Origin of the sequence: Gillisia lutea (assembly GCF_021568705.1) — a bacterium.
Classification (GTDB): Bacteria; Bacteroidota; Bacteroidia; order Flavobacteriales; family Flavobacteriaceae; genus Gillisia; species Gillisia lutea.
In genome coordinates this window covers 343,649-353,738 of sequence record NZ_JAKGTH010000009.1, presented here as the reverse complement: position 1 = coordinate 353,738, position 10,090 = coordinate 343,649, and the positions used below count along the sequence as shown (strand labels likewise).

The 10,090-nt window shown below is 35.0% G+C and carries 10 protein-coding genes; 8 read left to right on the top strand and 2 right to left on the bottom strand.

Annotation, left to right across the window (positions count from 1 at the left end; translation table 11 throughout):
* Positions 1-60: 60 nt before the first annotated feature.
* From L1I30_RS11045 to L1I30_RS11030, 4 genes are all read left to right on the top strand, one after another.
* A complete protein-coding gene (locus L1I30_RS11045) occupies positions 61-813 on the top strand; it encodes a hypothetical protein (protein WP_236134352.1) in 753 nt (250 codons plus the stop codon).
* Between the two features lie 144 nt (positions 814-957).
* A complete protein-coding gene (locus tag L1I30_RS11040; protein ID WP_236134351.1) occupies positions 958-2,607 on the top strand; it encodes a glycoside hydrolase family 43 protein in 1,650 nt (549 codons plus the stop codon).
* 381 nt (positions 2,608-2,988) lie between these two features.
* Entirely contained in the window at positions 2,989-3,753 is a 765-nt protein-coding gene (locus L1I30_RS11035; protein WP_236134350.1) for a DUF6090 family protein, read from the top strand.
* A gap of 70 nt (positions 3,754-3,823) precedes the next feature.
* Positions 3,824-4,894 (top strand): serine hydrolase domain-containing protein, encoded by a 1,071-nt coding sequence (locus L1I30_RS11030; RefSeq protein ID WP_236134349.1) that lies wholly within the window; start codon positions 3,824-3,826, stop codon positions 4,892-4,894.
* A gap of 75 nt (positions 4,895-4,969) precedes the next feature.
* On the opposite strand, the gene L1I30_RS11025 is transcribed toward L1I30_RS11030, so the two are convergent.
* Positions 4,970-5,335 carry a winged helix-turn-helix transcriptional regulator gene (locus L1I30_RS11025; RefSeq protein ID WP_308444062.1) on the bottom strand — a complete coding sequence of 122 codons (366 nt, stop codon included), beginning with the start codon at positions 5,333-5,335 and terminating at the stop codon, positions 4,970-4,972.
* A gap of 96 nt (positions 5,336-5,431) precedes the next feature.
* Between L1I30_RS11025 and L1I30_RS11020 the strand changes: the two genes are divergently transcribed.
* The 4 genes from L1I30_RS11020 (at position 5,432) to L1I30_RS11005 (ending at position 9,380) form a co-directional block, all read left to right on the top strand.
* Positions 5,432-6,418: a zinc-dependent alcohol dehydrogenase family protein gene (locus tag L1I30_RS11020; protein WP_236134348.1), complete on the top strand. Its 987-nt coding sequence runs from the start codon at positions 5,432-5,434 to the stop codon at positions 6,416-6,418.
* A 10-nt stretch (positions 6,419-6,428) separates the two neighbouring features.
* A complete protein-coding gene (locus tag L1I30_RS11015) occupies positions 6,429-7,292 on the top strand; it encodes a DUF4437 domain-containing protein (RefSeq protein ID WP_236134347.1) in 864 nt (287 codons plus the stop codon).
* 1 nt (position 7,293) lies between these two features.
* A complete protein-coding gene (locus L1I30_RS11010) occupies positions 7,294-8,112 on the top strand; it encodes an SDR family NAD(P)-dependent oxidoreductase (RefSeq protein ID WP_236134346.1) in 819 nt (272 codons plus the stop codon).
* A 338-nt stretch (positions 8,113-8,450) separates the two neighbouring features.
* The gene (locus tag L1I30_RS11005) at positions 8,451-9,380 is read left to right on the top strand and encodes an alpha/beta hydrolase (RefSeq protein ID WP_236134345.1); all 930 of its coding nucleotides are present in this window, start codon (positions 8,451-8,453) and stop codon (positions 9,378-9,380) included.
* A gap of 190 nt (positions 9,381-9,570) precedes the next feature.
* Here L1I30_RS11005 and L1I30_RS11000 read toward each other — a convergent pair whose 3' ends face one another.
* Positions 9,571-10,089, bottom strand: coding sequence for a hypothetical protein (locus L1I30_RS11000; protein ID WP_236134344.1), 519 nt, complete (start codon positions 10,087-10,089; stop codon positions 9,571-9,573).
* Position 10,090 lies beyond the last annotated feature (1 nt).

Genomic DNA, 10,090 nt, shown 5'->3' with positions numbered 1-10,090 from the left:
TAAATTAACAGCGTAAATCAATTTTAACCTGTAGCCATATTTCAGGACAAGACATTTAAGATGAACATCGAGCTAAAGAAAATAATTGATAAATCATATGAAGTTTTTGCCGATTATAAAGTCGAACAAACTCTTGATGTCTGTACTGAATGTTGCGTTACAAAAAGTGAAGAATTGGAATTAGCAAAAACTGATGTAAGAGGAATACCATTTGAACTTTTATACACATATCATACAGCAGGAAAACCACAGCAACCGAATATAACTGAATTCAAGCATTTTGCGCCAAGATATTTAGATTTAACAGCCAATCTAAAATTCGTATCACATTCGACTGAAATTGTTTTAAGATCATTCGGAGAAATCAATGAGTGGACCGATGAGGAAACCGAAATTTTGAATTCTTTCGGAAAAGAATTTTTCAAACATTGCTTAAATAGATATCCGTTACCTGAAAACGAACAAATTAGTTCGATTTTAGTTATGCTGGACAAGGAAAATTTTGGAATTGCAGATAAACTAAACAATTGGGAAAAGTTCGAAAATCTTAAAAGTACATTACATTTTAATGATTTAATTAATTACGGATTCAACGACAAGAAACCTGAAAAACTATCGACAGGATTTGCAGATGAAAAAACAAATAAAATCTTGTTTGATTGGGTTAATAATGCAAACACCAAACAAATTTTTAAGGAACGAATTGAAAGAACAATAATGAACCCAACTAACATTACTGACAAAAAACAAACAGAATTAAGTTGGGCTTACGATAGATTGAATTGGAAAAACGCACCACAACACCGTGTATAGCGCATTGCGGCTGAATTCCTAATCGGAATTCATTACAATTTGCTATCTTTCGGTTACTGCGGAAAATCATAGCTGACTTTCCTCAACGAGTCTTAAACAAAATCGTGTTTCATACTCAGAAAGATTTGTAACATACATTGTAATATGAAAAATATTTTATCTATAATCCTTGTTATGGCAAGCATTATCTCAGTTGCACAAAATCAAGATAATACTTTCTCTATTGACAAAAACACAGTACCAAAAACTTTTACAAATCCTGTATTAACGGGGTTCCATCCCGATCCTTCGATCTGCCGTGTTGGTAATGATTATTACCTAGTAAACTCAACATTTGTATGGTACCCAGGCTTACCAATTTACCACAGTAAAGACCTTGTAAACTGGAAACTTATTGGGCACGCAGTTGATCGTCCTAATATGGTTGATTTCTCAGGCTTACCTGATAAACTCGGTCTCTTTGCTCCTACTATTCGTTATAACGAAGGAACATTCTACATAATTAATACCTGCGTAGGCTGTAAAATGAATTTTTATATCACAGCAAAAGACCCTGCAGGACCATGGTCTGATCCTATTTGGCTCGATGCTCCTGGCATCGATCCTTCTATCTTTTGGGATGAAGATGGAACTTGCATATACACCGGTATGAAAAGTGTTGAAAAAGAAGAATGGCCTACACAAACTGTGGCATTTAACCAAGTATTAAACTTAGAGCAAAAAAAATTAGTAGGTGAAAGAACAGAACTAACTTACGGGCATGCAAACAATGCTTCATATACTGAAGGACCGCACATTTATAAAATTAATGGTAAATATCTTTTAATGGTATCTGAAGGAGGAACAGGCCTCTACCATGCACTTACCGTTCATCATAGTGATTCAATCAATGGCCCGTATATATCAAATTATATTAACCCTGTTCTCACTCATCGTCACTTCGGAGAAGACTTTCCTGTTCATGCAATCGGACACGGAGACTTAGTTCAAACTCAAAACGGCGAATGGTGGTGTATTATGCTTGGGAAACGTCGCATTAATAAAACTACAACACTCGGTAGAGAAACATTCTTAGCTAAAGTTGAATTTGAGGATAATACCCCTGTTTTCAACCCAGGAAAAGGAAAAGTACTTATGAAACAAACCCGTCCAGATTTACCATGGACGCCCGTACCAAAAGAATCAAAACGTGATAACTTCGAAGGTAATAAACTGGGTATGAAATGGTATACAATACGCACACCAAAAGAAGACTTTTATACAGTAAATGATGGAAAAGTAACACTTAATCTTCGTAAAGAAGTTATGGATAGCCTTGTAAACTCTTCTATCTTAATTCAACGAATAAAACACCACAAGTTCGAAGCTTCAACAAAAATGAGCTTTTCTACAAAAAAAGATAATGAACAAGCAGGTTTAACTATTTACCGTACTAACCAGAACCATTTCAAACTACTAAAAGACAAGAACTCTCTAATATTATTAAAGTCTCACCTTGGAGAACAAACTGAAATAGCTCGCATTCCATATACCCACAAAGACGTATACTTCCATGTTAAAGGAAACGACCTTGTGGTACAGTTCTGGTATGGTAGATCAGAAAACAAACTCCAACCTATTGGAGAAAAGCAAAACCTCATTGTAATTGCAGACGGACAAGGAAACACACAATTTAATGGCCCAGGAGTTGGTATGTACGCAACTAGCAACGGTAAAGAATCTAAAAACAGTGTGATTTTTGATTGGTTTGATTATAAACCATTAACATATAAAATGGAGAGTGAAAATGAATAAAATAAGATAATCCTTAAAAGATAAAGTACAAAAAGCATAACACATGGTATAGCGCATGTGAATTTTGAAGGTTTTCGAAGGTTTGTGACTCGTAAAAAAGTCGGAGTAAATCGATAGTGATCGCTTCGTAATCCTACACAAAAACATATCACAAACCCCTGTAATCCATTACCTTAAAAAGATAATTGCTCAAAAGTCATATATTTAGAGAAACAAATCTCTAATGTTTAAAATCTTCCGTAAGATCCGTCAAAACCTGCTCAGGAAAAATAAAGTTTACAACTTTATAATTATAATTTATAACTATTTGAATATTCAAAGATTAGATCCCATTCCAAACCTACTGGAAGCCTTATTTTTAGTATAACCAATTGATTAGTAATGAAGATCTTCAGAAAAATTCGCCAGCGACTACTTACAGAAAACAAGTTCAGCAAATATCTTATTTATGCAATTGGTGAAATAGTACTGGTTGTCATCGGGATCTTAATTGCCTTACAAATCAACAATTGGAACCAGGCCAGAAAGGATAACCAGACCTTAAAAGAATACCTGGGAAAAATAAAGGTTCACACCTTAGAAGATCTGCGCATTCTGGATACCTTAACAAAGTATAGAACACAAACAGCAACACAATGTAAAAAAGCCCGAGTACGTATATTAGATAAGACAGAAGACCAAGACCTTATATTATTTATGTCTTGCGGCGTCGCCTTTGCAGATTACTATTTCAAACCTAATACTAGCGGATATGAAGCCCTGAAAAATTCAGCCTATTTTGGAAAAATAAACAATACCCCCCTGGATTCTCTTTTGACAAGCTATTACAGCATAGTAGAAGACATTGCCGAAAATGAAAAAAGTTATAATGAATATGTAGTAAATCAGGAAACCTATCTTTCTACCCAATTCGATACCTCCTTGATTCTCGCTTCAGCTTTTTTGCCTCAGGATTCCTTAAAAATAAGAGCCACACCCCAATCTGAGTATTACCAAGTCTTTGCAGAATATACTGCGTCTGCTCCTTATCGAAATGTTGTTAGCTTAGCAGCCTTTCAATTAGATGCCATGGTTTATCAGTATAGTCAATTAAAATATGTAGGCACGAGAGTCATTGAAGAAATTGATGTGCAAACTAAAGATTAAGGTTCTTACCTGGCTTTCAAAAACTATTGAGTATAAAAAGGCGAAATTTAATGAGTAATTATAAGAGGTTATGACTAAGAAAGAAATAAAACGAATACTCAGAATAATATTTATAATTGCAAGTATATCTTCTTTATGGTTTGTGCCTTGGATCTTGGTAAAGGCCTGGATTTTACCACTCCCTGAAACGGTTCAAGAGCAGCTAAATGAAGGAATCGATCACGGATTCGATGGAATGATTGTTTATGTGGACCAGGCAGGAAAATCTCCTGAATTTTATGCGGCTGGCTGGCACGATCGGAAAGAGAAAATACCCGCCTACCCGCAAGCCCTATTCAAGATTGCCAGCATTACCAAGCTTTATGTCGCTGTTGCTACCGTAAAATTAGTCAAAGCAGAACGTTTGTCTTTGGATAAAACACTCAATGAATACTTTCCAGAACTTGGGGCAAGGATTGAAAATTCAGACAAAATAACATTAAGGATGATGTTACAGCATAGGAGTGGAATCCCCAATTTTGTGGATCACCCTGACTATTGGACAGAACCTCCAGAAAGTAGACAGGAAACACTGGAATACGGCTTGGATTTACCGGCTAACTTTGAACCAGGAGAAGACTATGGTTACTCAAATACCAATTATATGTTGATTGAAGATCTTATTAAGAAAGTGGTGGGATATTCACATCAGCAATATATAAAGGAGGAAATTTTGATACCACTAGGGTTGAAAAACACCTTCGGTTCGCTGCATGAGGTGAATTTAAATAATGTAATGAGCGGCTATTATGTGGGAATTGAGAAAGATTTTAAAACAGAAAACATAGGTTTAATGATAGCCACAGCAGAAGATGTGGGTATATTTCTGAGAGCATTAAACGATGGTTCAGTATTTAATGAGGGAGAGCAGGAAATTTATTCTACTGTTTATGAATACGAACACACAGGCCTGATGGTTGGCTATCAAAGTATTGCGAAATACTATCCAGGTATTGATACAGTAATTATTCAATTCAACAATACTACAAACTTTGAAGGATATGAATGGAACCTAGCGGAGATCATATATGGTCGTATTGTAAAAATTATAAAAAAGAAAACAGTAGATGATAACAAAATTTTGCAATCATCCCTTAAATAACTAAAAGAAACATTACCTCAACAAACTAAAATTAAGCCAATAAATCTGTCTCCCTTACTTCAACTGGCCACAAGCCTATAAAGGTGAGTCAGAATAATTTTCAACCACAAAATCTCCCCAATCCGCAATAGATTGGACTAATGGAATCAAAGTTTTCCCGAAGTCTGTTAATGAATATTCTACCTTTAAGGGAGGCTTCGAAGTATATACTTCCCGATTAATCAATCCATCTTCTTCCAAAGCCTTTAATTGTAGACTCAAAGTTCTCTCAGTGACTGTGGGCATTTCTTTTCTCAACTCATTATAGCGAAGCGTTTTATTCATTAAATGATATAAAATTACCGTCTTCCATTTTCCTCCTATAATCCCCATAGTCAGGCTTGCACAGCAGGGGTACTCACTACCTTTAAACTTTAATTTTGTAGGCTCTTTTGCTTCCATAAAATTATACTATCCTTTTTGACCGTTATTGCAAAGATAGATAACTATATATAAGTTTGCAACTATAAAAAGTATAGTATTTAAAATAAGTATATTATGGAAGGAATGTTGTTAAAAGAGTATGGTGAGAATTCAAAGTTTGAACCAGAACAAGTTGAAAAACCAATTTTAAAAGAATATCAGGTTTTGATTAAAATATCAGCCTCCAGTGTTAATACAGTGGATACCATGATAAAAAACATGGGAGAAGATCTTCCTTTTTCTCCTAAAACTCCGGCTATTCTGGGAATGGACTTTGCCGGTACTGCCGAGGCAGTGGGAAAGGACGTAACAAACTTTTCCATTGGAGATGAAGTTTATGGTTGTGCAGGTGGTCTGGGAGATCTTCAAGGAACATTAGCCGAATATATCGCTGCTGACAGCAGATTGATTGCTCATAAACCCAAAAATATAACAATGCGTGAAGCAGCTGCCATACCTTTAGTAGGCATTACTGCTTATGAAGGTCTAACTCGTGCGAATGTTCAAAAAGAAAATAACGTATTGGTTCATGGCGGTGCCGGAGGAGTTGGTCACCTAGCAGTCCAATTAGCCCGACATTTTGGAGCTAACGTTTCAGCAACAGGTAGTGGAGAAAAGCAAATGAAGATTATTCAAGGCTATGGTGCCTCCTCTATTGATTACACAACAGAGGATGTTGAATCCTACGTAAATAAACATACAAATGGAAATGGTTTTGATATTGTGTTCGACACGGTTGGTGGTGAAAACTTGAAAAATTCATTTGAAGCAGCGGCCTTGAACGCACAAATTTCTACAACAGTTTCATTACTTGAACTAGATCTCTCACCGGTTCATTTCAAAGGTTTGACGCTTCATGTTGTGTTTATGCTCATTCCAATGATATATAATTTTAAGAGAGAGGATCACGGTAAAATCTTAAGTGAATTAACTAAAATTATAGAAATAGGAGCTGTAAAGCCTTTACTTGATGAACAAAAATTTTCAATGAAAGAAGTGGGAGAAGCTTATGCACATCTTGCAAGCGGAAAAGCTACTGGAAAAGTGGTGGTGGAAAACTAAATACTGAGAAATGAATATAAGAATAACTTCCATCCCCGTTATCTTTTTATTATTCATATTAGCTTCATGCAATCAAAATGAAGAGAAACATATTGAATTTGAAAATGATAGGCTGGAGCAAATAGAAAACCATACGAATAAGGTAGTGTTGAGTTCAGAAGTTAAGTGGGAAAAACTTAACCCGGTGAGAGGAGATGATAGTCCACAGGCAGGTACCATTAGGGGTAATAGAAATGGAACCAAACCCACTGGTTTTTTAGCAAAGTTTGCAGATGGTTTCTCCTCACCTCCACATATCCATAATGTTACTTACAGGGCGGTAGTCATCAAAGGATCCATTCATAATGATGATCCCAATGCTTCAACTATGTGGATGAAACCGGGAAGTTTCTGGACCCAACCAATTGGTGAATCTCATATTACTTCTGCAAAAGGGAATGAAAATATAGCACTTGTTGAAATTGATCATGGACCATATTTAGTACAACCTATTGAAGAAGCGTATGATAATGGCGAACGTCCGGTTAACATAGATGCTTCAAATATTGTTTGGCTGGGAAGTGACAAATCAACCTGGATTGATTCAAAAAGTGATGTGCAGCTAAGTTTTCTATGGGAAAACAAGCAGAGTCGGAGCATTTTTATAAAATTTCCAGCATCTTACACTGGTAAATTGGAAAGTAACGGAAGTGCATTGCATGCGGTGATTATTCAAGGAGAGTTAAATTATGATATGCCGAAACAAAAACAAAAAATTCTTGATGCCGGTAGCTATTTCAGCTCGATTGATACGGCTATTCATACGATTTCAAATGTAACTCAACAAGATGTGCTTGTATACATAAGAACCAACGGAAATATTAAAATTTATTAAAATGAAAACTATTCTTATTACAGGAAGCACGGACGGTATTGGTAAAGTGGCTGCTATTAAACTGGCAAAAGCTGGACATATAGTCTTACTCCACGGAAGAAATGAAGAAAAGCTAAAAAAGTCTGTATCTGAAGTAAAAGAACTTTCTGGTAATGATAAAATACGGGGTTTAATAGCAGACTTTTCAAATTTCAGAAGTATTAAAAATTTAGTCGCTGAAATTTCCAAGGAGATTCCATCAATTGATATACTAATCAATAACGCAGGAGTCTATAAAAGCCCTGTAGAAAACAATCAGAACGGTTTAGATATACGTTTTGCTGTCAATTATTTTGCTCCTTATATTTTAACTAATGGCTTAATCTCCCTGCTGAAAAGAGGCGATTCCCCACGTATAATCAATTTAAGTTCAGCAGCACAGGCTACAGTTTCTCTAAGAGCACTTGAAGGAATTGAAACCATATCTATGCAAGAAGCCTATGCCCAAAGTAAATTAGCTTTGACTATGTGGAGTTTTAATTTTGCCGAAACATATCCAGAAATTACGACAATTGCAGTAAATCCTGGTTCCCTATTAAATACAAAAATGGTAAAAGAAACCTTTGGTCATCATTGGTCTCCTGCAGATAAGGGAGCTTCTATTCTATATGAAATCGCTTCATCTGAAAAGTACAAAAATAGCAGCGGCAAGTATTATGATAACGATCAGGGTGGCTATAATGAGGCACATAAGGATGCTTATGACCGGAAAAAGATTACAAACTTATTAGCAACAACAAAAAACAAATTAGATGATCAATACGATAAGAATTACAATTAATCATGCTAGGTTTGCTTCAAGAAATAATTTCGGAATCGAATTAAAGCAATAAGCATTTATCCAGTTTTTGAACTGGAGTATAGCAATAACATGGGCAACTGAATCATAGAAGATTTTGATCTAGTTTAATTGAGTTAAAAGTTAAACTATTAGATTTTTTTAATAGTCATATGCCAATAACATATCTCTGCTTACAACTTATATATAAAAGCACTAAATTTAGGTTCAGAACTTACTAAAACATTTAAATCGACATAACTGCAATCATATATGCACAAGTCATGTTTAGTATACCAAGTCGTTAAATTATTGTAATTCATGGATGAAACATCAAGTTTATGATTTTAAAAATTAATTTATTTCTATTTATTGCATTTAACTCAACACTGATTGCACAAAATTCTTTACCCCATGTCGGCAAGGGCAAAATTGAGAGGATCGAGAATTTTCAGTCAGAATACGTCACAGCAAGAAATATCGATGTTTGGTTACCAGAAACATACAGCCCTCATACCAAATATGCGGTACTATATATGCATGACGGACAAATGTTGTATGATGCTGAAAATTCCTGGAACAAACAAGCCTGGAACGTTGAGGAAGCAGCTTCAAAATTATTAGAATCAGGTTCTGTTAAGCAATTTATAATAATTGGGATTTGGAATGGGGGAAGTACAAGACATGCCGACTACTTTCCACAGAAACCTTTTGAAACTCTCTCAAAGGTAGAAAAGGATACGGTTTCAAATCATTTAAAAAATTCCCATGTTTATATAGAGCATGCTTTTAAACCTCAATCTGATAAATATTTAAGTTTTATTGTTAAAGAATTAAAACCCTATATAGATGAAAATTTTTCAGTTCATTCAGATATGAAAAATACTTTTATTGCTGGAAGTAGTATGGGAGGCCTCATATCCATTTATGCTATGTGTGAGTATCCAAACATTTTCGGAGGCGCAGCTTGTCTGTCTACTCATTGGACTGGTACTTTTACACCAAATAACAATCCGGTTCCGCAATCATTTCTGAAGTACTTAGAACAGAATTTGCCGAATCCAAAAAATCACAAAATTTATTTTGATACCGGAGATCAAACTCTGGATAGTTTATATCCAGCTATTCAAAGAAGAGTAGATAGAATCTTAATTAAAAATGGATTTAACTCCAGTAATTGGAAGACCGAATATTTTCCAGGAGAAGGGCATAGTGAGAATGCCTGGTCAAAACGAATTCATATCCCGTTTAGATTTTTATTACAAAAATAACTTCTACCAATTACGATTCATCTCCATTTTCAATTAATCGAAATTGTATGAATTCAAAAACTCAGAATGAAACTGTAAGTTCTCTCAAATCGTCCTCTCGCTCTCGCAACTGAAGATAATCGATTTTATTAAAAAGACTAGTTCTATCGCGGGGGTGAAGGCTTGAATATAAAATTAAGTTTAAAGAGTTTCAAACTTTCTTAATTTTATCCAGATTCATTATAGATTTCAATTCTTCGTGGTAGACTTCTATTCTTGCATGGGCAGTTCCATCAATTAATAAAATTACTATGAGCATTGTAATTGTTGTGATACCAATTGCGCGCCAAGTTGGAGTATTAATAAATAGAATTAATAATGCTGCGATAATAATTAAAATGGGAATGACCTTAAATACAATGGTGTACTCCTTTAATGTACTTTCAGAACGTTCAATCTCAGATTGGTAAAAGGCAGGTGCGTCATCGTTATATGCTTTTTCAAATTGGATAATTCTTGATTTGTTGGTGTAGAAAAGCCCGAGACCTATTGTCAGAAGTAATAAACCTGCAACCATGGTTGGAATAATATAGGCTTTCGCTAGATCTGTTTTCCCCAACTGCCAAAATCCAAGGCTTGCAATTAAAAATAAAATTGCAAATAAGATAAAAAAGCGTGTTGAGAATACTTCTGCTTTCGCCCATTCTGTGGCTATTTTTTGTAGTTCCATT

Bases quoted from the DNA above. Each gene is read 5' to 3' on its own strand.
- L1I30_RS11010 (WP_236134346.1), top strand. From the start codon at position 7,294: ATGAAAACTATTCTTATTACAGGAAGCACGGACGGTATTGGTAAAGTG.
- L1I30_RS11020 (WP_236134348.1), top strand. From the start codon at position 5,432: ATGGAAGGAATGTTGTTAAAAGAGTATGGTGAGAATTCAAAGTTTGAA.
- L1I30_RS11035 (WP_236134350.1), top strand. From the start codon at position 2,989: ATGAAGATCTTCAGAAAAATTCGCCAGCGACTACTTACAGAAAACAAG.
- L1I30_RS11005 (WP_236134345.1), top strand. From the start codon at position 8,451: ATGATTTTAAAAATTAATTTATTTCTATTTATTGCATTTAACTCAACA.
- L1I30_RS11045 (WP_236134352.1), top strand. From the start codon at position 61: ATGAACATCGAGCTAAAGAAAATAATTGATAAATCATATGAAGTTTTT.
- L1I30_RS11025 (WP_308444062.1), bottom strand. From the start codon at position 5,335: ATGGAAGCAAAAGAGCCTACAAAATTAAAGTTTAAAGGTAGTGAGTAC.
- L1I30_RS11040 (WP_236134351.1), top strand. From the start codon at position 958: ATGAAAAATATTTTATCTATAATCCTTGTTATGGCAAGCATTATCTCA.
- L1I30_RS11030 (WP_236134349.1), top strand. From the start codon at position 3,824: ATGACTAAGAAAGAAATAAAACGAATACTCAGAATAATATTTATAATT.
- L1I30_RS11000 (WP_236134344.1), bottom strand. From the start codon at position 10,089: ATGGAACTACAAAAAATAGCCACAGAATGGGCGAAAGCAGAAGTATTC.
- L1I30_RS11015 (WP_236134347.1), top strand. From the start codon at position 6,429: ATGAATATAAGAATAACTTCCATCCCCGTTATCTTTTTATTATTCATA.